19 protein-coding genes and 2 pseudogenes are annotated in these 24,320 nt (G+C 58.1%); 15 read left to right on the top strand and 6 right to left on the bottom strand.

What is annotated here, in order from left to right:
* The first annotated feature begins 63 nt into the window (after window positions 1-63).
* The 14 genes and pseudogenes from ABH944_RS30345 to ABH944_RS30280 all read left to right on the top strand — a co-directional run bounded on the left by ABH944_RS30345 (window position 64) and on the right by ABH944_RS30280 (window position 15,954).
* Complete coding sequence (locus tag ABH944_RS30345; protein ID WP_404611038.1) at window positions 64-1,098, top strand: carbon-nitrogen hydrolase family protein; 1,035 nt, start codon at window positions 64-66, stop codon at window positions 1,096-1,098.
* Entirely contained in the window at window positions 1,098-1,856 is a 759-nt protein-coding gene (locus tag ABH944_RS30340) for a maleate cis-trans isomerase family protein (RefSeq protein ID WP_404611065.1), read from the top strand. The genes ABH944_RS30345 and ABH944_RS30340 overlap by 1 nt, the downstream gene beginning before the upstream one ends.
* A gap of 87 nt (window positions 1,857-1,943) precedes the next feature.
* Window positions 1,944-3,278, top strand: a complete 1,335-nt coding sequence (locus ABH944_RS30335; protein ID WP_404611039.1) for an MFS transporter — start codon at window positions 1,944-1,946, stop codon at window positions 3,276-3,278.
* Window positions 3,275-3,793 carry a V4R domain-containing protein gene (locus ABH944_RS30330; RefSeq protein WP_404611040.1) on the top strand — a complete coding sequence of 173 codons (519 nt, stop codon included), beginning with the start codon at window positions 3,275-3,277 and terminating at the stop codon, window positions 3,791-3,793. Before ABH944_RS30335 ends, ABH944_RS30330 begins: the two co-directional genes overlap by 4 nt.
* Window positions 3,790-5,109: an aromatic ring-hydroxylating oxygenase subunit alpha gene (locus ABH944_RS30325; protein WP_404611041.1), complete on the top strand. Its 1,320-nt coding sequence runs from the start codon at window positions 3,790-3,792 to the stop codon at window positions 5,107-5,109. The genes ABH944_RS30330 and ABH944_RS30325 overlap by 4 nt, the downstream gene beginning before the upstream one ends.
* Window positions 5,110-5,142: 33 nt before the next feature.
* Window positions 5,143-6,132, top strand: coding sequence for a PDR/VanB family oxidoreductase (locus ABH944_RS30320; protein ID WP_404611042.1), 990 nt, complete (start codon window positions 5,143-5,145; stop codon window positions 6,130-6,132).
* A gap of 115 nt (window positions 6,133-6,247) precedes the next feature.
* Window positions 6,248-6,730, top strand: coding sequence for an aromatic-ring-hydroxylating dioxygenase subunit beta (locus tag ABH944_RS30315; RefSeq protein WP_404611043.1), 483 nt, complete (start codon window positions 6,248-6,250; stop codon window positions 6,728-6,730).
* Window positions 6,731-7,040: 310 nt separating this feature from the next.
* The gene (locus ABH944_RS30310) at window positions 7,041-8,198 is read left to right on the top strand and encodes a porin (RefSeq protein WP_404611044.1); all 1,158 of its coding nucleotides are present in this window, start codon (window positions 7,041-7,043) and stop codon (window positions 8,196-8,198) included.
* A gap of 374 nt (window positions 8,199-8,572) precedes the next feature.
* Window positions 8,573-10,120 (top strand): methyl-accepting chemotaxis protein, encoded by a 1,548-nt coding sequence (locus ABH944_RS30305; protein ID WP_404611045.1) that lies wholly within the window; start codon window positions 8,573-8,575, stop codon window positions 10,118-10,120.
* A gap of 755 nt (window positions 10,121-10,875) precedes the next feature.
* Window positions 10,876-11,495: pseudogene (locus ABH944_RS30300) on the top strand (IS6 family transposase); the annotation flags it as partial.
* Between the two features lie 75 nt (window positions 11,496-11,570).
* On the top strand, window positions 11,571-12,011 hold the full coding sequence (locus tag ABH944_RS30295) for a hypothetical protein (protein WP_404611046.1): 441 nt from the start codon (window positions 11,571-11,573) through the stop codon (window positions 12,009-12,011).
* Between the two features lie 368 nt (window positions 12,012-12,379).
* The gene (locus ABH944_RS30290; protein ID WP_404611047.1) at window positions 12,380-12,820 is read left to right on the top strand and encodes a hypothetical protein; all 441 of its coding nucleotides are present in this window, start codon (window positions 12,380-12,382) and stop codon (window positions 12,818-12,820) included.
* A 9-nt stretch (window positions 12,821-12,829) separates the two neighbouring features.
* Window positions 12,830-13,963, top strand: coding sequence for a hypothetical protein (locus ABH944_RS30285; RefSeq protein WP_404611048.1), 1,134 nt, complete (start codon window positions 12,830-12,832; stop codon window positions 13,961-13,963).
* 1,389 nt (window positions 13,964-15,352) lie between these two features.
* Window positions 15,353-15,954 (top strand): annotated as a pseudogene (locus tag ABH944_RS30280) (DDE-type integrase/transposase/recombinase).
* 278 nt (window positions 15,955-16,232) lie between these two features.
* On the opposite strand, the gene ABH944_RS30275 reads toward ABH944_RS30280, so the two are convergent.
* The 6 genes from ABH944_RS30275 to ABH944_RS30250 form a co-directional block, all read right to left on the bottom strand.
* On the bottom strand, window positions 16,233-17,618 hold the full coding sequence (locus ABH944_RS30275) for a spinster family MFS transporter (protein ID WP_404611049.1): 1,386 nt from the start codon (window positions 17,616-17,618) through the stop codon (window positions 16,233-16,235).
* 245 nt (window positions 17,619-17,863) lie between these two features.
* Window positions 17,864-18,652, bottom strand: a complete 789-nt coding sequence (locus ABH944_RS30270; RefSeq protein WP_404611050.1) for an amidohydrolase family protein — start codon at window positions 18,650-18,652, stop codon at window positions 17,864-17,866.
* A 35-nt stretch (window positions 18,653-18,687) separates the two neighbouring features.
* Complete coding sequence (locus ABH944_RS30265; protein WP_404611051.1) at window positions 18,688-19,527, bottom strand: NAD-dependent epimerase/dehydratase family protein; 840 nt, start codon at window positions 19,525-19,527, stop codon at window positions 18,688-18,690.
* Window positions 19,524-20,525 carry an ADP-ribosylglycohydrolase family protein gene (locus ABH944_RS30260; RefSeq protein ID WP_404611053.1) on the bottom strand — a complete coding sequence of 334 codons (1,002 nt, stop codon included), beginning with the start codon at window positions 20,523-20,525 and terminating at the stop codon, window positions 19,524-19,526. Before ABH944_RS30260 ends, ABH944_RS30265 begins: the two co-directional genes overlap by 4 nt.
* A 24-nt stretch (window positions 20,526-20,549) precedes the next feature.
* Window positions 20,550-21,494: a dihydrodipicolinate synthase family protein gene (locus ABH944_RS30255; protein ID WP_404611054.1), complete on the bottom strand. Its 945-nt coding sequence runs from the start codon at window positions 21,492-21,494 to the stop codon at window positions 20,550-20,552.
* Entirely contained in the window at window positions 21,491-22,615 is a 1,125-nt protein-coding gene (locus tag ABH944_RS30250) for a mandelate racemase/muconate lactonizing enzyme family protein (RefSeq protein ID WP_404611055.1), read from the bottom strand. The genes ABH944_RS30255 and ABH944_RS30250 overlap by 4 nt, the downstream gene beginning before the upstream one ends.
* A 113-nt stretch (window positions 22,616-22,728) precedes the next feature.
* On the opposite strand from ABH944_RS30250, the gene ABH944_RS30245 reads away from it, so the two are divergent.
* Complete coding sequence (locus ABH944_RS30245; RefSeq protein WP_404611057.1) at window positions 22,729-23,589, top strand: LysR family transcriptional regulator; 861 nt, start codon at window positions 22,729-22,731, stop codon at window positions 23,587-23,589.
* Window positions 23,590-24,320: the final 731 nt, after the last annotated feature.

Genomic DNA, 24,320 nt, shown 5'->3' with positions numbered 1-24,320 from the left:
GACGCTATCCGGTCGGCAACTGGCCGGCGTCAAATCTCCCCAACAAAGTGCGAGACGTCTTCCATGCTGAATCTTCCGCAATTCAAAGCAGCGGCCGTGCAGGCCGCTCCCGTATTCCTTGACACCGACGCTACCGTCGACAAGGTCTGCGGGCTGATTCGCGAAGCCGCAGACAACGGTGCGCGCCTTGTCGCGTTCCCCGAAGTGTTCGTCGCCGGCTATCCGTACTGGAACTGGGTGATGAGCCCAGTCGAAGGTAGCCCGTGGTTCGAGAAGTTGTGCAGATCCGCCATCGAAATACCGGGGCCGGAAATCCGACGCATCGTAGGGGCAGCTAAGGCGAACCATATCAACGTCGTGATCGGCGTGAACGAACGCAGCCGCACGGGCATTGGCACGCTCTACAACACGCTCGTCACAATCAACGACGAGGGCCGAATTCTCGGGAGACATCGAAAGCTCGTGCCGACGTGGGCCGAAAAGCTGACGTGGGCCAACGGAGACGCGTCCGCGTTGCGGGTACACGATACGAGCATAGGGCCGCTCGGCTCGCTTGCATGCGGCGAGAACACGAATACGCTTGCCCGTTTCAGCCTGCTCGCGCAGGGCGAGCTTGTGCACGTAGCGAGCTATATCTCGCTCCCCGTCGCACCGCCTGATTACGACATGGTCGAAGCAATTCGCCTGCGAGCTGCCGCGCATTGCTTCGAAGGCAAGGTATTTACGGTGGTCTCATGCTCGACCATTTCACCGGAAATCATTCAGGCGATTGGCGCGTCGCACCCCCAGGCTCGCGATTTGTTGGCGCGTCGAAACAGCGCGTTTTCGGGGATTCTCGGGCCTGACGGTCGCGTGATTGGTGAGCCGCTAATCGATGACGAGGGCATCGCCTACGCTGATATCGACCTGTCGCGCTGTATCCAGCCGCGCCAGATGCACGATATTACCGGTCACTATAACCGCTTCGATGTGTTCGATCTACGCGTGAACCGCAAGCCACTCGCGTCCGTGCAATTCAACGATGAAGGCAGCGGGGCATCGGATGTCGATGCCGAAACAGTGCAACTCAATGCTTTCGAAACCATGGAGAGCAAATGATGGTTCAGCAGCGCGTTCTGCGTATCGGGCAGATTGTCCCGTCTTCCAATACGACGATGGAAACCGAAATCCCTGCGATGTTCCGTAGGCGCGAGCGAGACTCTGACGAGCGCTTCACATTCCACTCTAGCCGCATGCGAATGAAGAGGGTCGTGAAGGAAGAGCTCGAAGCAATGGATCGCGATAGCGACCGCTGTGCGATCGAGCTTTCAGATGCTCACGTTGACGTGCTCGGCTATGCGTGCCTGGTGGCCATCATGAGCATGGGCGCTGGCTACCACCGGGTGTCGGAGAAGCGCCTGTTCCAGCGGACGATGGAGAACGGGGCGCCTGCCCCCGTGGTGACGAGCGCAGGCGCGCTGGTTGACGGCCTGCACGCGATGGGCGCAAAACGCGTCTCGATAGTCTGCCCTTACATGAAGCCGCTGACGAAGTTGGTTGTTGAATACGTTGAAAGTGAAGGTATCGAAGTGAAGGACTATATTGCGCTCGAAATTCCGGACAACCTGCAGGTTGCCGCGCAGGACCCGGAGAAACTGCTCGCCATCTATAAACGTCTCGATCGCGGCAACATCGACGCCCTCGTGCTGTCAGCCTGCGTCCAGATGCAGTCGTTGCCGTCGATCCAGAAGGTCCAGGACGAGTCGGGTGTCCCGACCGTGTCGGCGGCGGTCGCGACTACGTGGCAAATGCTGCGACGTCTGGAAATGCATACGGAGGTCTCGGACTGCGGCGAACTTCTGTCCGGCAGGTATTAAACGTGAGACCGATATCGGCGAACAGGCGGTGAGATCACCCGAACATAGTCTGCGTTCGCCATACCTTGAACTTGTGGGGAGACCGGTATGAACTCTGATATATCGATTGTGAGCGGTCCTGCGGCGACGCAGGTACCCGAAGCAACGTTGCGGCGCACAGTGCTCACTTCGGTGATAGGACAGGCGCTGGAATGGTACGATTTTTTTCTGTATGGCACCGCGGCCGCCTTGGTGTTCGGCGATCTCTTTTTCCCCGCTGGCACGGATCCGCTCGTTGGAACCATTCTGTCCTTCGGTGGATTCCTCATTGGCTTCATGGTACGGCCGATCGGCGGGATCGTATGTGGACACTTGGGCGATCGTGTTGGACGTAAGAATGTCCTCATCCTGACCTTGCTCATGATGGGCAGTGCCACCTTTCTGATGGGATTGCTGCCTACCTATCACAGCATTGGTATCTGGGCGCCTGTGTTGCTCCTGGCATTGCGTGTCGTCCAAGGCCTTGCAGCGGGCGGTGAATGGAGTGGAAGCATTCTTATCATCAGCGAGAATGTGCCAGCCTCGCGGCGCGGTTTTCTGTCCGCATGGAGTCCTGCCGGGGCAACAACTGGCTTCGTGATGTCATCTGCGGTATTTCTTCTTGCTCAAATGCTGCCGCATGACGCGTTCATTCGCTGGGGTTGGCGTTTGCCGTTCCTCGCTAGCATTGTCATTATCGCCCTGGGTTTTTACGTCCGCAAACAGATCCCGGAAAGTGCTGAGTTTGTGAAGGTTAAACGAGCCACGGTGCGCGTTCGCATGCCCATCGTCGAAGTGCTCCGGCGTCATCCCAAAGAGCTCTTGATGGTAATGGGATTGCGTTTTGGTGAAGGTGGCGCGTCGTATATTTTCTTCGCATTTTCGCTGGCGTACGGCAAGTTCATCGGCCTGTCCAGCAACCTGCTGTTGGGCGCCCTGACGGTTTCCATGGTGCTGATGATCCCCTTCTCGCTATGGTTTGGTCATATGTCGGATCGCATTGGTCGCCGCACGGTATACAGGTGGGGTGCACTAGGCGTCATAGCGGTCGCGTTTCCTTTTTTCCTGATGCTTCAGTCCGGGCAGGCGTGGGTGATCGTGCTGGCCTACGTTCTGTCTACCAGCGTGGCTCTTGGTGCCCTTGAGGGCGTGCAGCCGGCCTACATGTCGGAGCTTTTCAATGCGGATGTACGCTACTCGGGCTTGGGACTCGGGCGTGAAGTGGCCTCGGTCCTCGGAGCGGGCTTATCTCCGATGCTGGCTACTGCCTTGCTGGCGAAATACCGAAGCCCGTGGCCGGTCGCCATTTATTTAGCACTGCTGGGTCTGTCTATCGTTCTCGCGCTGAGATTCACCCCCGAGACTTTGCCGCCCGAACAGCGCGCTAAGGAGCGATCGGCATGAACGCCATGGTTTCACGCCTGGTGCACGATCTTGAGGCGGGAGAGATCCGCGATGGCGACCGCCGCTACCTGATCATGCGACCCGATGTACTCATGGGAACGTTGAAAGGCCTGGACGACATGACGCGCGGGCGCGTGCTGAGTTCTCTAGCCAATTCCGCGGCGCTCCATGGCGGACGCAGCGTGCAGGCTTACGGCCAAACAGCTCCCGGCCGCGCGTTGCTAGAAATTATGTGTGATGCATCGGCCGGTCTCGGCTGGGGACGATGGTACATCGAAGAGAGCGCCGAAGAACTCAAGCTGACTGTACATAACAGTCCGTTTGCATGGGGTTACGGCGCTTGCACCCATACAGTCTGTGCGCCGATAGTCGGCATATTTCGAGCCGTCGCCACCCAGTTCTTCGGAACCCCCGCCGTGGTTGAGGAATTGGAGTGCGCGGCGATGACATCTCAGCTGGCTTGTCACTTTGTCGCTAGTCGGAAAGGTGGCACTTTACCCGGTAATCCGCAATGAACCACCTGTCTCAATATCGCAACGACCCCGACGCCATCCGAGCGTTGTTCGACGAAGATCGGGTGCATCGGGATGTCTACCTGAACGAGGAGCTCTTCGATCTCGAATGTGAACGACTGTTTGTTCGGAGCTGGGTCTTCGTCGGTCACGCCAGCCAGGTACCCAATACGGGCGACTTCATCACGACTCAGATCGCCCGTCAGCCGGTCATCATGATCCGGCAACCCGATGGCACGATCCGCGTTCTGCTTAATCGTTGTGCCCACAAGGGGACAATGGTGATCTCTTTGTCCTCAGGCAACGCCGGAAAGTTCCTGCGCTGCCCCTATCACGCTTGGACCTATCGCACGGATGGCAAACCACTTGGCGTGCCGCTGCGCATTGGCTACGAAGGCACACGGCTACACGAGTGCGAAGCGTCTGCTGGGCTTGGCAGTCTGGCTTGCGAAAACTACCGCGGTTTTGTGTTTGCGCGTATGTCACCCGAAGGCATTTCCTTTCGTGATTACTTCGGAGATATGTTAGGCATGCTTGACAATCTAGCCGATCGATCGCCCGCTGGTGAAGTGCGCGTGGCCGGTGGCATTTTGCGCAGTGTGATCCCGTGTAACTGGAAGATGTATCTCGAGAATGTTGTGGACGCGGTGCACCCGATCTCCACCCACGAATCGGCCTGGCAAACCGCTCGAGACGCGGTGAAAACGTGGCCCAAGGATACGCCGTGCCCGATGGAGCTGGAGCAATTGCTGCCATTCGGCTCAGGCTACGAGTTCTATCAGCAAGCGGGGGCGCGCGTTTATGCGAATGGACATTGCATCCTTGGTACTCGCGCTAGCATTCATTCCGGCTACGGCGCGCCGCCGGGATACGAAGACGCAATGCGCACAGCGCACGGGGAGAAACGTGCGAAGGAAATCCTCGCATTTGCCCCCCAGAACTCTGTGTTGTTTCCAACTTTGGCGCTGAAGAGCTCGCCGCAGACCTTGCGCGTAATCCGCCCACTCGCTGCCAACCGAACACTTGTCGAGATTTTTGCCCTGGCACCCGTGGATGCGCCTGACGAACTGCTGCAGCGAACCTTGACTTACAACCGGCTCGTATTCTCCCCGATGTCCATCGTCGCACATGACGACATTCACGTCTTCAAGACCATGCAGCAGGCGTTGGCTTCCAGCGGCAATCCATGGATAAGCTTACACCGCGAATTCCAGGTCAATGAAGGTAGTCAATTGCCCATGGATGTCAGCGGCAACAATGAAATTCTGATGCGCAATCAGTTTCGCGCCTGGGTTGACCTGATGGCTACCCACGATTGATTCAATAAGAGGACTGAGTGCAGGAGTTATGCGATGAATGCTCACGCTGGAAAGATACTGGATTTGATTGTCGACGAGGTCCGCGCTGTGACAGCCGAAATCAAGACGTTTCGCATGCATGCGCCCGACCGCACGCCATTGCCAGCCTTTGCTGCGGGAGCGCACATCCGTGTGTGCGTTTCGCCGCAGGATGGTCGTCAATGGCGACACTATTCGCTCGTCAACTTTGAACTGGGTGCCCACGTAACACTGAATCCCGGCACTTACCTGATCGCGGTGCGACGAGAGGAAGGTGGACAGGGTGGTTCACGCTGGATGCACGACAACGTATGCCTTGGCGATACGTTGCAGGTGTCTGAACCGGAGAACGCATTCGCGCTGGACGCTTGCAATCGCGCAGTGCTGATTGCCGGTGGTATCGGCATTACCCCAATTGCGTCGATGGCGACCGCACTGGTCAGTGCGGGGTATGGCTTCACATTGCACTACAGTGGTCGCAGCCTCCCGGATATGGCATTTGTCGACAAACTGCGCGTACTGGCCGGCGAACGGCTCCATATCTATACCGATGACCATCCATCGAAGAGCCTGAATCTGGCGGAACTTTTTGAGACCCTTCAGTTGACGCAGCCTCTCTACATATGCGGACCTAAAGGGATGATCGATGCCGCTATCGCGCTTGCGACTGCGCGAGGCTGGCCACGAGAGAATATTCACGTCGAGCTGTTCGCTGAGGCGGCGCCTCAGGCAGGCGACCGCGAGTTCGAAGTGGAGTTACGCCAGGCCGGGATGGTGCTGTCGGTCCGATCGGACCAGACAATACTGGACGCTATGATCGAAGCAGGTCTAGATCCGATCTTCGACTGCCAACGTGGAGAGTGCGGCATTTGCCAGACTTCGGTAATCGAGGGCGATATCGAGCATCGCGACTATTGCCTGACTGACGTGGAAAAGCGGGCGGGTCGCGTCATGCAAATCTGCGTGTCGCGAGCGCGTGGCCTGAAGCTCGTGCTTGACGCTTGACTGTTGGGGGAGCGTCCAGACCAACGGGCTTCGTTTTGGTCCACTGCCATGTCTTCTTTCTAGCGTGTTCTGTCGGACGACCGCCGGCACTCGACGAAATATAAGGAAACAACATATGGAAATCGCTGGCTCTTTGCGCGATGCGCTGATCGAATTCGTGTATGACGAAACGCTTCTGCTTGATGAGAAGCGCTTCGAGGAATGGTACGAGCTTTTTACTGAAGACGGCACGTACTGGATGCCCCTTGCGCTAAATCAAAGTGATGGTCTCAATCAAGCTTCGCTCATGTATGAGGATCGCTTGCTGCTTAAGCTGCGCATCGACAGGCTGAAGCAGCCGCGGGTATTTTCACAACAACCGGAAAGTCGCTGTCTTCACGTACTGCATCGTCCAGCGTTATATGCCGTCGAAAATGGCATCTACCGAATGCGTACCCCAATGATTTATACCGAGACACAAGGAGACGAGCAGCAGATATTTGCCGCTACGGTGTTCCACGATCTCATAGTCTTCGACGATGTGCTCAAGATCAAGGTCAAGCGTGTCAACCTGCTCAACTGCGACGCCGCGTTGCCGGCGATTCAACTCTTCATTTGAATTGTGGTTCCTTGTACATGAAGCATGTTTATGTCCCTGCCAGCTGAGATTGGGGGCGTCCGAGCTCGGTATTGTCGCGCTCAGTGTCATTCGCACGTCCGGGTGAAGGGTGAAAGGAGTCCGACGATCATTGGTTTCTCGAAGCGGCGGCGTAGGGTCTCACGCAGAGAATTATGAATTCGTGGGTTTACTCGGGAGTGCAGAATTAATTTCTATAATGTTATCTTATGTAGTGCTAGTCATCTCGTCGAAAATTGAGGAATCAAAGAATTTCCCCACGTCGTCTACTAACTAAAATTTTGGAGAACAAATGAAAAGATTACTTCTCGCTTTTGCAGCATTGGGAACATTCACTGGCGCAGCCCAGGCACAAAGCAGCGTGACGCTGTACGGTATTGTTGACGCAGGTTACGTCTACGCGAACAATATCGGCGGTAGTAAGCTTTATGAAGCAACCGGGGGTGCCCTCCAAGCCGATCGTTGGGGCCTGCGCGGCACGGAGGACCTGGGGGGGGGCCTGAAGGCAGTGTTCGTGTTGGAGAACGGTTTCAGCGTATTCACCGGCAAACTGAGTCAAGGCGGTGACGAATTCGGCCGTCAAGCCTACGTTGGCCTGTCGAACCAGTTCGGTACAGTCACCGTCGGTCGTCAATACGACTCCGTGGTGGACTATACCGGTACGCTCGAAGTTGGGGCCCAGTGGGCGACGTACCTCGGTGCGCACCCGGGCGACCTGGATAACATGAACAACACGCTTCGGGCGAATAACTCGATCAAGTTCACGAGCAGCAACTATAGCGGTATCAAGTTCGGCGGCTTGTATAGCCTGGGCGGCGTAGCAGGTCAATTCAACCGCAACCAGATTTTCTCGGGCGGTGTTGGCTATGTGCAAGGTCCGTTGCGGTTGGACGCAGCTTACTTGAACGTCAAGAACCCGAATTACTCCTTCTTCGGTAACAACTCGACGTCGAGCGCGACTGGTTCGAACATGACCGGTTCGACGGTGTACTCGGGCTATGCATCGGCTAAGACGCAGCAAGTGATCGCCGCCGGCGGTGCTTACACGTTCGGTGCGGCAACGGTCGGTGCAACGTACAGCAACACGCAGTTCAAGGATCTCGGACAAACCGGTCTTACTGGCGCAACGGGCCAGACCACAGCCGGCAGCGCCAAGTTCCACAACGCCGAACTGAACTTCAAGTATCAGCTGACGCCGGCTCTGTTGCTGGGCGCTGCATACGACTACACGAAGGGCTACGGCGTGAACGACGCGAAGTACCACCAAGGAATCCTTGGCGCGGACTACTTCGTCTCGACGCGTACGGACTTCTACGTCGACGCGGTTTATCAACACGCATCGGGTACGGATTCGACCGGCCATACGGCTGTTGCAGACATCAACGGACTCTCGCCGTCGTCGACGTCGAATCAAGTGGCAGCGGTTGTTGGAATTCGACACAAGTTCTAACTAGAAGTAAAAGTATCCAGTGTTCGAACGGCGCTTCGGCGCCCTTCTTTGAGATTTTTCTCCTGGCCAAGAAGTTTCTTTTTGCGAAATCGATCACGCAAAAAACGTCGACGCTGCGTCGCCGTCCACGACGGGCAAACAGATCATCGTCACGGCGTCCATTAGACACAGCTTCTGACTTTCTTTATCTCCCGGTAGCTGAAGACGATCTGGAGACCGTTTGCATGATGCTTCGCTCTAGGCGCATAGGGATCGGTTCCCTACGCGTAACCCAGAGCATTACCCCGTTCAACTTGAAGGGGAGGTCACGAGGCTAGATTTAGCCGTGGACATCGCAGGATACGATGTTTGTGTAATGAAGGGACTCGATAGATATGAAACTTTCGTTCGCTCAAAAGCTCTGGCTGCCACTGATCCTGAGCCTGTTGTTTCTCGCTGGAATTTCGATCTACAACGCCTACCAGACTCGGGAAATGCGTCTGGACGAGCGTAAGGCGGACCTGCAACACGCGTCGGAGGTTGCGCTGAGTGTCGTCAAGACTTTTGGCGACCAGGCGGCTGCCGGCTCAATTCCTTTAGCGGAGGCCCAAAAGACTGCAATGGCCGCCATTCGCAACATGCGGTTCGGTCGAGACGGTTATTTCGCGATCTTGGATTCGCAGTTGACCATTCTGATGAACCCGGCGCAACCGCAGTTGAACGGCAAGAACATCGGCGACTTCAAGGGTCCGAACGGTGCTTTCCTCTTCAGAGATATGCTCGCTGTTCTCAGGCGTGACGGTCAGGCCCTTACCCTTTATAGCATTCCGAAGCCGGGGGGCACCGAAGCCTCGTCGAAAATTGCTTACGTCGTAGCGTATCAGCCGTGGGACTGGATTCTCAACACGGGGCTCTACGTCGACGACATTGATACGGCGTTCCGCTCGGCGCTGTACCACAACCTCGGGGTTCTAGTGGTACTGGCCGGCGCCCTGTCGGCTGTGGTGGTGTTGCTCAACCGCGGCATTCTCCGCTCACTGGGTGGCGACCCGTCGTACGCCGCCGAAATTGCCAAGCAGATTGCCGGTAACGATCTGACTGCCGTGGTGGAGACGGCGCCGAACGATCACTCGAGCCTGCTGTATTCGATGAAACGTATGCAGGAGCAGCTCACGCAGACGATCGGCACGATCAAATTCTCGGCCGACTCGATTGCCACCGCCACGCACCAGATTGCGGCGGGCAACCAGGACCTGTCGCAGCGTACGGAAGAGCAGGCTGCCTCGCTCGAGGAAACCGCGTCCAGCATGGAGCAACTGACCTCAACCGTCATCCAGAATGCCGACAATGCCAGTCAGGCCAACCAGCTTGCTGCGCAGGCCGCCGAAGTGGCCGAAGAGGGCGGCGCAGTGGTGTCGCGCGTGGTGGAAACCATGGACGGCATCAACGCCAGCTCAGACAAGATCGCCAATATTGTCGGCATCATCGAGGGCATCGCCTTCCAGACCAATATCCTGGCGCTGAACGCGGCCGTGGAAGCCGCACGGGCAGGCGAACAGGGACAGGGTTTCGCGGTGGTCGCCTCAGAAGTGCGTTCGCTGGCGCAGCGTTCCTCGGCGGCGTCCAAGGAGATCAAGGAGCTGATCCACGATTCCGTGGAGCGGGTCCGGGTAGGTGCCGGTCATGTGCAGGAAGCCGGCACAAAGATGGCCGAGATCACTCGCGAGATCAGGCGCGTGACCGACATCATGGGGGAAATTACCGCCGCCTCGCAGGAACAGAGCAAGGGCATCGGCCAGGTCAACCAGGCGGTCACACAGATGGACGAAGTCACGCAGCAGAACGCGGCACTGGTCGAACAGGCAGCCGCTGCCGCCAGCTCGCTAGAGTCGCAGGCGAACGATCTGAAAGCGTCGGTCTCGATGTTCAGGCTGAACGCCTGACGCAGAGCCGAGGTGAGCGACTCCGTCGCGCAAACGCACACGGGGCGGCTCCGGCGTGTGCGAGGGCGCCGGCCATGTCATCCCCGAAGGGGCTCGCCATAGTCCATTAGGGAGCACAAACTACCGAGGCTGGAGAATGTGAAAACTATCGGGAGCATCCGTATCACGGGTGATTGGTCGGCAGAGCAATCCGCGGGGGTTGGCATCGAAGGTGCGCCCCCATCGTTGACAAGCCAAAGACCGCACGCGTCACTGGCAGTCAGTGAAACGTTGAACCATGTGATTGTGCAAAACCGGACATTACGGGCCGGCATGCGTATCGATGGTGTCGCTGTCAGTGAGCCCACTGACAGGGACACAAATGGACGCCGGAGGTCGACGGCGGATTTGTTTGCGGAAATCAAAATTGGTGTGCTCAAGCTTTGAAGTCCTCACTATAGGATAGGCTACGAAAGGGGAAACGCCTCATGTCTTCGCCTTCGTAAGAAACGAATCGGCGAACGCCGCGGAAAGGGGAACGGTTCACCACGCTCGTCTATGGAAGGCGCATCGCGATGGAAGATCAATTTCAACTGCTATGGCGAAGTCGGCTGGTAATCAGGTGTTGAACCATCGGATGTGCAAATGGCAACAGACGTATTGGTCGCTGTGGGTCGCCCGCCCATTGGCACAACTTCAACGGGCTGCCGCCAACAGTGGCCTAGGCAATCGCCTCACGCTTTTCAAGCAACGTAGCGAGCTGCCAGCTGAGGTAGCTGCGTGCGTTGGTTGCCTATCCGCTTAGCTTGCGTCGCGACGAAATGATGGCGGAGCGTGGGGTTGCGGTCGATCACTCCATGGTGCACTGCTGGGCCATCAAGCTTCTGCCGGTGCTTGAGACGGTGTTCCGCCGCTGCAAGCGGCCAGTTGGCAAGATCTAGAGGACGGACGAAACCTGCGTGAAGATCCTGCGTGAATGGAGTTACCTCTACCAGGCCGTGGACAGGGAAGACAACACATCGATTTTCGTCTGCGAACCAAGCATAGCAAGGCGACTGACCAGTGTTTTTCGAAAAATCGCTCTAGCAAAACAGCGTACCCGAGACGGTGACTATCGACAAAAGCGGAGCCAAACCTGGCCGCGCTGCACGCGGTGAACGCTGGGCGCGACACACCCACCAAGGTTTGTCAGGTCAAGTATCTGAATAGCGTGATTGAGCAGGACCATTGGGCAATCAAACGCATCGACGGACCGAGGTGGGGTTCAAGGACTTCCGCCACGCGTGTCATTCTGAGTGGCATCGAGATCATACATATGATCGCCAAAGGGAAGATGAAACACACTGACAAAATCAAGCCATCTGCAGCCTGCCAGTTATGTTCATTGATAATATAAGTAATACTAATAATATCGCCTTTGTAAGACTCAACCACCTTACTGCGACAGAACCCCTTTCGAGGCCCCAAATACATGACCGAAATATCCAGCAAGACCATCAGCGGCCCCATGATCGAACTGCGTCCCGACGACAACGTGGTGATCGGCTGTGCCACGTCCGATATCGCGCCAGGCACAATGGTGCGTGGTCACAACTTCCAGTTCCGCGGGTTCGAAGGCGACGACGCGTTCGGAGCCGACTATCGTCCTGTAGATATGCTGCCGGTTGCCGAACGCGCGACATTTCAGGGAAAGGAACCGGGAGCCGCACTTGCTGACGCACGACGGGTAATCCTGGGTTCGCGCGCATGCAAACTGTGGCACCAAACCGGAAGCTATGGACTTCTCCAACTTGAGCCATACGTGCTCAGTCTTTGCTTGTTCTTCCTGGCAACACAGGCATGGGCCGGACCGGTAGAGTTTGGTCTATCGGAGTTTATCGGGCCGTGGCCGAGCATGGACTCGCGCCAATAGCTATCAGAACACGAGTCGCTGGTGGGGCAGCAGAGTCATACACTATTCAACCTGATGAGATCACTGGAGGCGATGCCAGGGGACTAATGTATGGGCTACTCAAGGCTGCCGAGCAAATTCGGAGGAGCGGGCGAATCGTGCCGACCGCAGGTAAGCCGGCGACGGCCATGAGGGGTATTCGGTACTTTCTTCACAATGAGGAAATGGAGAAGAACTGGTACTTCTCCAAAGAGTACTGGGACCAATATTTTTCGATGCTTGCCTGAGACCGGTTCAATAGGTTTAACCTTGTATTCGCCGCTCAGACTAATTACCTCGCTCCCCCCTTTCCATTCTGGGTCGACCTACCGGAGTTTCCGGAAATTCAGGTGCCAAGACTATCTTCGGCGCAACGACAACTAAACCTACAAATGTTGTGCTACATCAGTCAAGATGCGGCCGAGCATGGTGTTGACTTCATTCTAGGTGTGTGGGAATTCAACGCTTGGTCCTCTGTCTCGACCTTTAGCACTCAAACACCCACCGCGGACGGTATCACGGATAAGAATATTGGTCCTTACATCTATGCGGCTTTAAAGAAAGTCTTGCAGCAGTGTCCAGCGATCAGCAGCGTTCAAATACGCACAAATTCTGAATCAGGAATACCCGCCGCTCAGCAGGTCAGTTTTTTTCGCGATTGGATATATCGCGCCATTCGGGAGGCCGGTCGGCCCGTCACATTGGATCTGCGTGGATGGGTCACGAATCCTGAAATCTTAAATGCAGCCGTGAATGCGGGAATACCTCTGCGGCTATCTACAAAATACTGAGCGGAGTTCATGGGGTGGCCTTACCAGCCAGTCGAGACATTTCCGAACTATTCTTATCTCGACTTCCTGAAGAAGCCGCGTCCATATGATTTTTATTGGGAGGTCTGGGCATTAGGCTCGAACCGAGTTTTGCTATGGGGCGATCCCGCGTATGTACGACGCGCAGTACCTACGTTTTCGCTGTCCGATAGTACTGGATTTGAGATCGATGTCCCTATGGCGCAAAAAGGCTATGGCAACGGACCGGGAAAATGGGAAATCTTCGATAAGGATCAGTATGTATCGCACAATGATCGGAAATTCTGGAATTGGGAGTTTGAGCGTTACTGGATGTTTTACTTGCTTTGGGGACGGCTGAGCTATAACCACACCGCATCGGAAGATGTGTGGATGACTGAGCTGCGCAGCCGCTTTGGGGATGCGGCTCCGGATGTATCAACGGCCTACCAGGCCGGAAGCCCTGTCGTCTCCGAAATTGTTGCCGCTCACCTCGCAGATCCAAATATGTACATCTGGCCCGAAATCAACCCAGGCGGATTAATCGCAGACTGTAAAGATGTACTCCCGAGCGATCAGAGTTTCATCGCTAGTCCGGCCGAAGCGGCTCGAAACGTCGTACAGAACCTTGCATCGGCAAAGCAGGGACCACGCGAGACTGCTGAATTATTCGACGGCATTGGTTCGCAGATTGAGGCGGCGGTATCAAGAGCAGGGTCAAAACTGGGAGGTAGCCACGAATGGCGCGGTACAGAACCAGACTTGCTCGTACTTGCTGACCTTGCCCGTTATCATGCCAGAAAGCAGGAAGCCGCCTATTCGCTAAGTTGGTTCTACGAAACCGGGAAACTTGCTTCGCTGGATCGTGCTGAGGCTGAGCTCACCAAGGCACTGGATATTTGGAAGAATTTAGTTAAGCTTACCGACGGTCTTTATTCAGATCAGGTGATTTTTGGTCCGGATGATTTTGGTTCCTGGAAGGACAAGTTACCTTACGTCTACTACGATCTCGATTGGATTCGGGAACTGAAGCGTACTTTGAGCAAATACGGTGAATACGATTTTCGGTTTGAATTCGGTTCTAATTTGCCGCTTCCAAGGCTGGTGCCCAACGGGATAATCAATTCATCAGCAGGAACTCTTTGATTCCTCGCTTTACCCTAGTATATCCAGGGAACATGTATCCTGAGGAGTCCGGCTATGGATGGTATGGTTCCATTTTAGGGACGATTACTGCACACGAGCGTCCGCTGATACCCTATGAGGAAGTCCGCGCAGTGTTCGTGCCAATCCTGAACACTTGTCGAGCGACGTGCTTTTCAACGGCTATCTCTCCGTTCCTGAAGGAGTGACCTTCCGTGTTCGCACGGGAGCAGGTACGTTTGAGGTCATGATTCTCTATCCCGACCACTCCGAAGCGAGGGAAATGTTGTCGGCCCGTGAGGGAGTTGTAAATACTACGTTCCCCTCGGATCACCCCCGCAATATTTGTGGCTTGCTGCTCCGAAACCTGGCGAGAAAAACCGCACCACCTGCGGAGGAGCATTATCCGTTGGCCCTCGCGCGCCCAAGCACTATCCACACGCAACCCGGCCAGGTTCCAGCCGGGCAGCCCCTTCAATTGCAGGTGCGAGTAAGTCGGCGCACGAATGTCACAGGTATTCGTCTTCATTATCGGCAGCTCAATGCTCTGGAAGAGGTTCACACGCCTGGAGGCATCGGGAGCTAATGCGGTGTTCACCATGCGGGCTGAAGAAATATCCGGAAAGTTTGACCTTCTCTATTACTTCGATGTTCTTAACACACAAAATGGAGGCTGATTCCAACCAGATCCCACGGTCCCGAGCCCATATTATGTTTTGAAGGTTAGTTCTAAGAGTTCCTAACAAATAAATCTTGACGTTGTCGTCTGCGGGTGAGGCAGCAGGCGATTTCATGAACGCTTCGTGTATGACAGCGAGGCGTTCGAATCGAATGCTCTGGCGCTTGTTCGATAACGCTGATAGGGTTATTCACTGTATCTTCACCCACGCAACCATTTCGATTGAGCCAGGTTGTCAGAGCGCGTTATTGCTCGAAGGGCTTCCCATTGGGCACAAGCCGAATCGCGGTTGTGTGCTGTGACGTACTGCATTGCCCTTGTGCCACGAGTGGAGGACTGCGATGCTACAAACGGTCATATTGAACATGATTGCCCCGACCCTGCCTACCGCTGGTGTTAGTGAGGGTCGAGACTTCATCATGGTACGTTGATACTGATTCGTGGCCTCCGCCGCAGCCTCGGGACGGGGAAGTCTCTTTCATTCGACAAAATCGATTAAATGGTAGTACTGTTGAATTATGAAATTTATCGATATATCATACACATGTAACAGCTCGGAAAACAGCAAAGGGCAAGTCGAAAAAATCAGAGCACGCAGTGGGATTACCGTGATGATCGCCGGGGCGGCAGTGATGCTGACAGTCGTTCTGCCGTTCTGCATCGCGGTCCAGGCAGCCGTAAGGTTGACGGGGAGACGGTGGTAGCAGTAAGCGATGAAGAAAGCGAAATCTCTTTATCAAGGTCACCGCTTCCCTGCCGTCGTCATTGGTCTGTGCGTTCGCTGGTATTTCCGGATCAGCTGAACCCACGCGACGTCGAGGAGTTGTTGCCTAGGCGTGGTGTGGTGGTCACCTACAAAACGATCCCTTGCTGGTGCAAGAAGTTCGGCACTCGATTCGCAGACCGCGCCAAAGCGGCTCGACAAGACTGCGGTAAAGCGCTTTTTTCAGGCGGTGCTGCGCTCAAACCCGGTACCGCAAAAAATCGTTACCGACCAGTTGCGCACTATCCAGCGGCGAAAGCTGACATTCCCGAACTCGCTCATGTGATGCACGTTTTCGTCGGAGCAGCCGCACGCGTGGAAAACCGTGCCGAGAATAGCCACCAGTCTATCCGCAGGCGCAAACGCCAGATGTGCGGTTTTCGCGATGCGCATCGCACGCGGGCGTTTCTTTCATGTTTTGGCCCAATCCGGCAGCACTTCACGTTGCGCAGACATCAAATGAACGCGACATTTCATCGTGTTGTGCTCAAAGAACGTGTGGCCACATGGCATGATTGGACTGTCACTCGTGCAGTCGAGAAGGTTATCTGATCAGGATAACTACTCTTAAGCTTCATAGGTAATCTACGCGCGCGAACTTGCCAAAGCCCTGCCAGTGGGTAGGCGCGCTGTGCACGTGGTGTAGTCATCATCCATACATCGTAACGCTGCTTTGAAAGTTGACAACACCAGCCGCCGTGACCCGCCACATCGCCAAAATGGTTTTATGCTGCTCATGATAGATCTATGTCGATGTAAGCGGATTCCACGGGAGGACGTGGCAGGAGCGGATCTGCTTGAATCTATTCAGTTATCCACTCCTGTTTTCATCACAGGGATGCTCTTTGCAAGGTTGTACCCTCGTGGGGTGCAGGTATCAGGCCGTCTGAATTTCCGTGTTGGGCCCCCCAGTCTTCAAGCGTCTGGCGCGCTTGCGCATATGGCTTGAGACCAGACCAGATCAGCAGCGCGCCCAAGCCGCTTGCAATGCTTCCAACCCAAACGATGGAGTTGCGAACGGCCATGTCATCGCGGAACACATAATCTGTGACCAGTGCCACAGCGGTGGGGCCAAGACCCAGTCCAATCAGCGTCACGGCGAGCAGATAGATGGCGGAAGTCTGTCCACGCATGGAGTTCGGCATGATTTCCTGAATCGCTGCGGCCGCGACGCCGTTTGGCATGGCTGCGGCAAAGGTGTAGACGAACATGAAGATCCACAGCAAGGTCAGGTTGTCGATCAAGTAGCCAACACCGCCAAGCGCCGTCAGCACGCCTCCGAGGAGGCCGACGCGCATATTCGAATCCCGGAATCCGCGCCGCGCCAGATAGTCAGCAAGGCGGCCACCGGACATAACGCCAAGAGAGCCTGCGACTATTGAAATGCTTCCCACGTACAGCCCGACTTTGCCCAGCGTCATGCCATGATCCCTGAGCAAGAACGTCGGAGTCCAGGCGCCGACGCCAGAAGCCGCGAAGACGAGACAACCAAAACCAAGGTTGTGCGAGAGCACGGCCTTGCGAATGCCGACGATATAGCGACCAACGTCTTTGAGTGGCACCACCACGCCAGCGCCAGCGCCCTTGCGTGTGGGTTCCTTGATGGCGAGAAGAGGCAGGGCGAACAGGATGCCCAAGGCGCCCAGTACAAGGAAAATCACTTGCCACGGTTTGATATGGCCGAACAGCGGCAGGATTACGTCGCCTCGCGCATTCGCCCACGTGATGATCGCTCCCCCCAACAAGTAGGCCATGCCTATTCCGATGTACACGCCAATTCCATAGACGCTGATGGCCGTTGCTCGCTTCTGGGGCGGAAAACTGTCTGCCAGGATGGAGTAGGCGGCGGGCGACAGTGTCGCTTCACCGGCACCAGTGCCGACACGCATAAGCAGGAGCTGCCAGTAAACCTTCGCTAGGCCGCAGCCGGCAGTCATCAGACTCCAGAAGAGCACCCCACAGAAAATCAGGCCGCGTCGGCTCTTGGTATCGACAACTCGCCCCAGCGGAATGCCCGCAATCGCGTAGAAGATGGCAAAGGACAGGCCCATCAGCAGGCTGATCTTCGTGTCGGTCAGTACCATGTCGCGCCGAATCGGGGCCACTAGTAAGTACACTATCTGCCGATCCATGAAAGACAACACGTAAGCGAGCAAGAGAATGAATACTGTCAGCCAGGCGCGCCGGGGCGTGGGGTAAGCATTGGGGTTTATCATAAGGACTCCTCCATCTGGCTGTATTTATTGTGGTCGACAAAGCATTGGTTGCTCTTCGGTACGGCATCTACTGCATCGGCTTCGTCAGGTTTCCGCAGTCCAAGACTTGGACGACTGGTGTTGCGATGTCGTTGCAAAGCCAAGGGCAAGGTGGAGAGATCTGCATTGCGTGGACCTCATTGCAGCGTGATCGACAGCAGACATGCGTTGAGTACTTGTGTTATCAATTCTGATCGAACCGGCGGTCAACTGAAGCCATAGAGCCGCGCCGGATTATCGACCAGGATGCGGCGACGGTCCTGCTCGCGTGGCACGCAGTCCAGAAAGAAGCGCAGCAGCGCACTGTCATCGGGAATGAAGTCGGCCGGCGGGAAAGGATGCGGCCAGTTGGTGGCCCACAGCAGCTGCTGTGGCGCGTGGGCGACCAGCGCGCCGATCAGCGCGGCGACGTCATCGAAGGCGCGAGTTCCGGTCAGCCGAGTTGATGATTCGTAGGGAGCCGAGAGCTTGACCCAGCACCGGCCGGTGTCGAGCAACCGCAGTAGCGCTGTAAAGGCGGGATCGTCCACCCGTGGTGGCGGCAGGAACTTGCCCACATGGTCTATCACGCAATCGGAGGGCAACGCTGTGAGCAACCCGGCGCATCGGGCCAGGGCATGCCCATCCAACTGGATGTTCGCGTGCCAGCCGTGCGCATGCAGGCGCGGCATCAAGGGGGCGAGTGCGTCTAGGCCCAATGCCCCCCAGCGAAGCGCGTAGAAGCGCTGGCCACGCACGCCAGCCTGGGTCATTGCGTCGATTTGCGCATCGCTCGTGTTCGCTGATGTCACGGCCACACCGCGCGCGTTCGTGCCGAGTTCCGCCAGGGCCTCCAGCATGACGCTGTTATCGAACTGGTAGGCGTTGGGCTGAACGACGACGACGCGCTGCAATCCGAGGCGACTCTGCAAGGCGCGGTAGTCCGCCACCGTGTAGCAGCCCGGCAAGGGCGGTCCGCCGATCGCGGACGGAACGCGCAGGTCGTAGAAGTGCATATGGGTGTCGCATGCGCGCGCAGGGAGTGTCCAGCTCATGCGCCCGAACCCTTGCGTGCCGGTGTCCGCCCGGGCAGGGGCGCGGGGTTGGCAAAGGCCTCCTCGTGCACGAAGGCGCCGCCCTGGTAGGGCGCGCCGCGTGGATCTTCCTCCGGCGCGGCAGCGATGACTTCCAGCGCGAAGGTCTCGCTGTCGTCCAGCGGTCGGTAACCCAAGCGGTGGGCATTGCGGTTGTCGTACCAACTGCGACGATTGCCCGAGACGCCATACACGACCTCAAAGCGGATGTCGGGATGTTCCACACCGATCGTGACCAGTTGCGCCATGTCGCGAGGACTGAGCCAGATGGCCAGCCGGCGTTCGTCCAGAGGGCGTACGTTGACGTTGCCGATGCGCAGACACATAACATCCATGCCGTATTTGTCAGCGTACAGGCGGCCCAGCAGTTCGCCGAAGGCCTTGGATACGCCATAGCGGCTGTCCGGCCGCAGCGCGACCTCGTGATTGATGGTGTGCGTGCGTTGGTAGAAGCCAACCGCATGATTGCTGGAGGCGAACAGAAAGCGCCGGACTCCCGCGCGATGCGCCGCCTCGAAGGTGTTATAGCCGCCTTCAATGTTGGAGGGCAGCACCTCGTCCCAAGGCCCCTCCATGGACAGGCCGCCCAAGTGAATCACCGCGTCCGCGCCGCGCATCGCATCTTCGAGCGCCGGCAGGTCCTCCAACGCCGTCGCGACGAATTCCTCATGCGGCTTCAGGTCGGAGATCGGCCGCAGATCGCATAGGCGCAGATGGTAGCGGCCCGCCAGTTCCCGGCGCAGGTGTGTAGCGATGCCGCCCGCAGCGCCCGTGATGAACAAAGTTTTGCGCGTCACACCGAGGTCTCCAGCACGATCAGCGCAGCCGCGCGTGCCGCCTCGGCCCGCGCATGCACCAGTCGCGTCATCCGGTCGGCCAGCGCGCGCTGCTTGTCAGCCTGTGAGCCCAACGTGTCGAGCCACGCCTGTGGCAGCGCGCTGGCGCCCCCCATGGCGCCTGCCACGGCACCCGCCATGGAGGCGATCGTGTCAGCATCGCGACCGAAGTTCGCGCCGTATTCCACCGCCTTTTGCGCGTCCCCGCCGGCCAGCCACACGAGGGCCAGCGCCAGGGGAACGGTCTCGCGTGAATCGGTGAAGTGCTGCCGGACGTCGATGGCGGCACTATAGTAGCGGGCCCGGAAATCCTCATACCCTGCGCTCTCGCGCGCCATGGCCAGCGTCGATTGCAGCGCCACCCGCATGGCCTCCGCGCTGCGCTCGGGGAGAAACTCGGACGCGGCCCGCAGGACCGACTCGACGTTGGTGCTCGGCACGAACGCCTGCGCGACGGCCGCGGCCATGGCGCAGGCGCCGTCGCGGCAGAAGTTGTGATGGATCAGACCTGCGACCTCGAAGGTCTCGAGCACGGCCTGGCGCGGATTGCCCGCATTCACGATTCCCATCGGCGAGATACACATGGCCGAGCTGCTGCTGGCCATGTTGCCCGCGCCTGCGTCGCGGGGCAGCACCTGTTCCCCGCTGAGCTTCCAGAACGTCGCCACCACGGGGGCGAAGAACAGCTTGCTGTTCACGAAGGTTTGGCTGTGTCGAATCCAGTCAGCGGCCCAGGCATCGGCCGTGGCATGGCCGCCGGTGCGCTCCAGCGTCTCGCAGAGGATGTGCTTCAGCAGGGAGTCGTCCGTTCCATCTCCTGAGAAGGTCTGCACCCAGCCGAAGCGTTGCTGGATGTCGTCGTGGGAGAGGTTTTCCGTGGGGGTGCCCATGGCGTCGCCAATGAAGCCGCCGAGCAGGCATCCGAGGACTTTGTCGAAGAGAGGGGAGTTGCGCTTCATAACATGTTGTTCCATTCAGGAGAGTTAGTCTAGAGCCGCTACCATCGACAGCCGTTGCGCGGCCGGGATGTCGAAGCCCGCGCGGGCGAGCGAGTCCTCCAGTTCCCGGCGCGCCTGCGCGGCTAACGGACTGAGCGGCGGCCGGACATGCTGCCAGTGCTCGTCGCCTGACTTCCATGCGATCGCGGTCTTCATCGCTGCAATCAGAGGATAGGCCTGGAAGATTGCGCGTGTGCGGTCGAGCGCCGCTTGCTGCGCGTCGGCGTCGTCGGCGCGCCAGTCCTGATACAGCCGCAGGATGGCGGTTGGGTTGACGTTCGCGGTGGCCGTGATGCAGCCGGCGCCGCCGGCCCGCATGGTTTGCAGCAAAAAGGTCTCCGATCCGGCGAAAACGTCGAAGCCTCGCGGCTGGAATTCACGGATCATGGCCTCGGTGTGCGCCCAGTCACCGCCGCTGTCTTTGACGCCGGCAATGACCCCCGGGAAAGTGTTCAGCAGGCGCTCGATGAGGGCAAGGCTCAGCGGGACCTGTGTCACGGGCGGGATGTGATATAGGAAAATGCGCAGACGCGCGTCATCCACCTGCTCGATGACGCGCGCGAAGTACGAGAACAGTCCCTCGTCACCGGTTCCCTTGTAGTAGAAAGGCGGCAGCATCAGGACCCCCGCGCAGCCGGCGGCGAGGGCGTGGCGCGTGAGCTCGACTGCATCCGGCCATGCGCAGGCGCCTGTGCCAGGCATCATGAGGCGCGTGGGCAATTGCTGCGTCACCAGCGCGTCGAGCAGTTCGCGCTTCTCACGCACCGTCAGCGAATTCGCCTCCGAATTAGTGCCGAACACTGCCAAGCCAACGCCCTGGTCGAGCAGCCAGCGGCAATGACGCACGAAGCGCTCGTGGCTAGGCCGGCCCGTACGGTCGAAGGGCGTGAGCACCGGCGACAGCACGCCCTGCAGACGAGGCGCGTTCATAACAACGTGTTCCATTGGCCGTACTTCGCGACCTGCCGGTCGTCGAAGTCGAAGCCCAGGCCGGGCTCCGGGTGGAGCACCACCTGACCTTCACGCAGGCCTAGCTGACGGTCCAGCAGCCGCCGGAAGTTCAAGACCTGATCGTCCCAGAAGAACTCCACGTAGCGTGCGTTCGGGGTGGCGGCCACCAGCGGGGCATGCAGGTCATGGAACCAGTGCGGGCACATCTGCACACCGTAGCTGGCGGCCGTCGCTGCGATGCGCCGCCATTCGGTGATACCACCGCACACGGCTGCATCGGTCTGGAGAATCGCGGCGGCGCCTTGGTCCAGCAACTGCTTGTGATACCAACGTCCATAGCCGATCTCGGCCGTGGCGACGGGAACGCGAGTCAGCCGGGCGAGCCTCGCGTGGTTCTCGATGTCGTCGGGTCCAAAGGGCTCTTCAATGAAGTAGGGGTTAAAGGGCTCAATGCGACGTATGTACTCCATAGCCTGCACCGTGTCCACCCAACCGTTGTTGCAGTCGAGCATGAGCTGCACATCAGGGCCGATGGCCTCGCGGGCAGCCTGCACGCGTTGCTCCTCGCCTCGGGGTGACCAGCGGCCTGTCTTCATCTTCACGGCCTGAAAGCCCATGTCAACGTAGCTGGCCATCTCGTCGGCCACGCCTTGTGCCGTCTTCCCTTCCATGTAGTAACCGCCGCTGGCGTAGGCCGGAACGGCCTCTGCGTGCATGCCTCCGAGAAACTTGTGCAACGGCAGGCCAGCCGTGCGCGCGTTCAGGTCCCACAGGGCCGTGTCGAGCGCGCTGAGGGCACGCATTACGGTGCCCATGCGTCCCTGCAGCAGCGCTTCCTGGTACATGGCCTGCCACAGCCCCTCGACCAGCAGCGAGTCCTGGCCGATCAGGACCGGCCCAAGCAGTTCCTCCACGGCCACACTGAACAACCGGCCCGCAGCGCTGCCGACGTAGCAGAAACCGAGGCCCTGGGCGCCATCGGTGGAGCGCACGCGCACTAGGCCGTAGTGACGGGTGTGGACTGTGCGGTTGGAGAAGGATGTCAAGGCGTCCAGAGGGACGGCGACATGACAAAATTGAATGCTCTGGATCTTGGCCACGAAAAGGATCTCCTGATTAATGTGTGCAATCTACAATGCGTGAGGCATAGGAGCAATCGATGTTTAACTGCTTAAGAAGATGGCAAAATCATCTTTTTCATGGAGCTTGACCGATGGATGTGCGTTTCCTGCAAACCTTCATGCTGGTGGCCGAGCTCGGTTCGATCGCGGAGGCGGCACGCCATCTGGGGCTCACCGCTGCGTCGGTTGCTCAGCGGCTGGCGGTTCTCGAGGCCGACATCGGGGGCAAGTTGGTGACGCGTTCAGGCCGAACTGTGTGCCCGACCGAGGCGGGTCTGCGCGTGCTCGAGCGCGCTCAATCGGTGATTCGCGAGGTCCGCGACCTGCGTTCGGCCGCGTCGAACACGAGCCTGCCCGCCGGCCCCTTGCGGCTGGGCGCCACGCCAACCGCGATGACTGGCATGCTGCCGGCGGTGCTCAAAAAATGGGTGGCGGAGCATCCTGGCATTGCGATTTACATCGAGCCCGGTCCAACCACGGTCCTGCACGCGCGGGTGATGGAGGGCGAACTGGACGCCGCGGTGCTCGTCCAGCCCCCTTTCGACCTTCCGAAGTCGGCGGCTTGGCATACCCTCAGGCAGGAACACCTCGTGCTGGTCACGCCCGCCTGCATGCACGTGCGGGATCCATTGCGCACACTGGAGAGCGAACCCTACATTCGCTATGACCGCAACGTGATCGGGGGTAGGATGGCCGACGACTACCTGCGCCGCAAGAACATCCAGCCGCAAGTGCGCTTTGAACTCGACGGCATCGAGAATATCGCGCGACTCGTGGCGGAATGCTTGGGGGTATCCGTTCTGCCCGACTGGCCGATGACGGACGTTTCGGCCCAGTCATTGCGCAAGTGGGAGCTGCCACAGCCGCGGCTGAGCCGTACTGTCGGCGTGCTGTGGCTCAAGGCGCAGGTGCGCGCCGCATTGGTAAGGGAGTTCGTGCGGCTCGCCAATTAGCCGATGAAAGAGCCAGCCGATGGCTTGAAGAGCCGCACCTGCTCAACGCAGGTGCGCCGTCGTGCGAGCCTCGGGAAAAACTACGATCGGAGAGCGTGCAGTGTGGGGGATTTGCGGCCGGCCCGGATAGTTTCGCGCTACCCCGACCTAACAGATCGACCATCACTAATTCAACGACATCGTCCTTCGCTTCCTCGCTTCCTTAGCTGGCCATGTTTTACCTTCCGTCGGAGGGCGTGCCTGTTCGCCTGGTGGAAATCCCCACTGACTACGCTCCCTCCGATCCAGGTAGGTCGACGGTTCTGGATGCTGCTATCAGCGTGGCTGCAGTTGTTTGTCAGGTGCGACGCCAGCATAGGAAGACCGTCGAGCAGCGCAGGCGGGGTGTCAAATCGGATCTGCATTGGATGCCTAACGAGACTTCCAGTCGGTATTCCGGTCATATACCGATACCGGTGCACGGTGGAGCAACGCGATGTAGATTCGCACGGTGTTCGCGATTGCCGCCAAGCAACCACGCAATGGTGGTCCACCGTTCTCGATCATCTGTCGCAGGCCTGTCTTGATGGGTCACTCAATAGGCAGATGACGGCAGCCATCGGCTTGATATCCTTTCTGGAACGGTACGAGGAACTCCTAGACACAATGTATTGGACCTGCTGTACCTCAAGCGACGCGGGTTAAGCTTGAGGCTCCGAAGAACCGAAGGCTCAGAGCCGCAATTGAGGAGA

Origin of the sequence: Caballeronia udeis (assembly GCF_044909315.1) — a bacterium.
Lineage (GTDB): Bacteria > Pseudomonadota > Gammaproteobacteria > Burkholderiales > Burkholderiaceae > Caballeronia > Caballeronia udeis_A.
This window is presented reverse-complemented; position numbering and strand designations above follow the sequence as displayed.

Excerpts from the sequence above, each read along its gene's own strand:
- ABH944_RS30345 (WP_404611038.1), top strand. The coding sequence starts at position 64 with ATGCTGAATCTTCCGCAATTCAAAGCAGCGGCCGTGCAGGCCGCTCCC.
- ABH944_RS30335 (WP_404611039.1), top strand. The coding sequence starts at position 1,944 with ATGAACTCTGATATATCGATTGTGAGCGGTCCTGCGGCGACGCAGGTA.
- ABH944_RS30260 (WP_404611053.1), bottom strand. The coding sequence starts at position 20,525 with ATGAAGCGCAACTCCCCTCTCTTCGACAAAGTCCTCGGATGCCTGCTC.
- ABH944_RS30285 (WP_404611048.1), top strand. The coding sequence starts at position 12,830 with ATGGGGTGGCCTTACCAGCCAGTCGAGACATTTCCGAACTATTCTTAT.
- ABH944_RS30320 (WP_404611042.1), top strand. The coding sequence starts at position 5,143 with ATGAATGCTCACGCTGGAAAGATACTGGATTTGATTGTCGACGAGGTC.
- ABH944_RS30270 (WP_404611050.1), bottom strand. The coding sequence starts at position 18,652 with ATGCACTTCTACGACCTGCGCGTTCCGTCCGCGATCGGCGGACCGCCC.
- ABH944_RS30325 (WP_404611041.1), top strand. The coding sequence starts at position 3,790 with ATGAACCACCTGTCTCAATATCGCAACGACCCCGACGCCATCCGAGCG.
- ABH944_RS30305 (WP_404611045.1), top strand. The coding sequence starts at position 8,573 with ATGAAACTTTCGTTCGCTCAAAAGCTCTGGCTGCCACTGATCCTGAGC.
- ABH944_RS30295 (WP_404611046.1), top strand. The coding sequence starts at position 11,571 with ATGACCGAAATATCCAGCAAGACCATCAGCGGCCCCATGATCGAACTG.
- ABH944_RS30310 (WP_404611044.1), top strand. The coding sequence starts at position 7,041 with ATGAAAAGATTACTTCTCGCTTTTGCAGCATTGGGAACATTCACTGGC.
- ABH944_RS30275 (WP_404611049.1), bottom strand. The coding sequence starts at position 17,618 with ATGATAAACCCCAATGCTTACCCCACGCCCCGGCGCGCCTGGCTGACA.
- ABH944_RS30255 (WP_404611054.1), bottom strand. The coding sequence starts at position 21,494 with ATGAACGCGCCTCGTCTGCAGGGCGTGCTGTCGCCGGTGCTCACGCCC.
- ABH944_RS30245 (WP_404611057.1), top strand. The coding sequence starts at position 22,729 with ATGGATGTGCGTTTCCTGCAAACCTTCATGCTGGTGGCCGAGCTCGGT.
- ABH944_RS30330 (WP_404611040.1), top strand. The coding sequence starts at position 3,275 with ATGAACGCCATGGTTTCACGCCTGGTGCACGATCTTGAGGCGGGAGAG.
- ABH944_RS30315 (WP_404611043.1), top strand. The coding sequence starts at position 6,248 with ATGGAAATCGCTGGCTCTTTGCGCGATGCGCTGATCGAATTCGTGTAT.
- ABH944_RS30340 (WP_404611065.1), top strand. The coding sequence starts at position 1,098 with ATGGTTCAGCAGCGCGTTCTGCGTATCGGGCAGATTGTCCCGTCTTCC.